1 protein-coding gene is annotated in these 926 nt (G+C 67.5%); it reads left to right on the forward strand.

What is annotated here, in order from left to right; genetic code table 11:
* Positions 1–148 precede the first annotated feature (148 nt).
* The coding region (locus tag J4F42_16110) for a D-alanyl-D-alanine carboxypeptidase (protein ID MCE2487039.1) at positions 149–926 on the forward strand (778 nt) is incomplete at its 3' end.

Consider the following 926-nt stretch of genomic DNA (forward strand, 5'->3'; position numbering starts at 1 on the left):
GCACCCACCTGTTGCGGCTGGCCCCGGATCAGCGCCGGCAGTTTGCCGAGGCGGTCGCCCACACGGTCATACGTCAAACTGGGACAGCCTCGATTGACTACGTGCGCCTCAATATCATCGCCCGTCGCCAGGGCTGAGGCCGCTTCTCATGAAGACCACTCGGCAGCGCCGATTCCGCCGCCGGCTGCTGGCCTGTGTCCTGACCAGCCTGGTGCTGCTCGGCACCAGCGCCGACGCGGCGCCGCTTGACGCCCTGGCCCGGCGCTACCGCTTCACCCCTGACGTCGTTGGCTTCATCCTGTTCGACCCCGCTCAGGGGACCGTCGTCGAATCCCACCTCGCCGACACCGCTCGGATTCCGGCTTCGACAACAAAAGCCCTGGCCGCCCTCCACCTGTTGGGACCCGAGTATCGGTTTACCACCGCGCTGTTGCGAGACGGGCCGGTTCAGGACGGCCGCCTGCACGGCGACCTGTACCTGCGGGGCGGCGGAGATCCGTCCCTGTCAAGCGATGCCCTCCGGCATTTTGTCGCGGCCCTGAAAAAGGCCGGCATTCGACGCGTGGCCGGTCGCTTTCTTTTCGACGACAGTTTTCTGCCGTCCGCATCCGCCATCAACGCCCACCAGCCGACCGCTGCGGCGTATAATCCCGGCGTCAGCGCGCTGTCCCTGAACTACAACCGCGTCCAGCTCCAGTGGCGGCACACGGCCGGCAGGCCAGACTTTCGGACCAGCGTCTGGTCGCCGGCTGACAGTGGCAACCTGCCGCTGCGCGCCATCCAGACTGGCGTCCAGGCTCCGGGACTCGACCGACGCATGAAGTTTCTGCATAGCGCCCCGCAGCTTGACCGCTGGCTGCTGTCTCGCAGCCTGCCGCCCCAGGGCTGGCAGACCCTGCCGATTCGGACCGACCCGGGCCGTGTAG

The sequence above is a fragment of the Desulfurellaceae bacterium genome (genome assembly GCA_021296095.1).
Taxonomy (GTDB): domain Bacteria; phylum Desulfobacterota; class Binatia; order Bin18; family Bin18; genus JAAXHF01.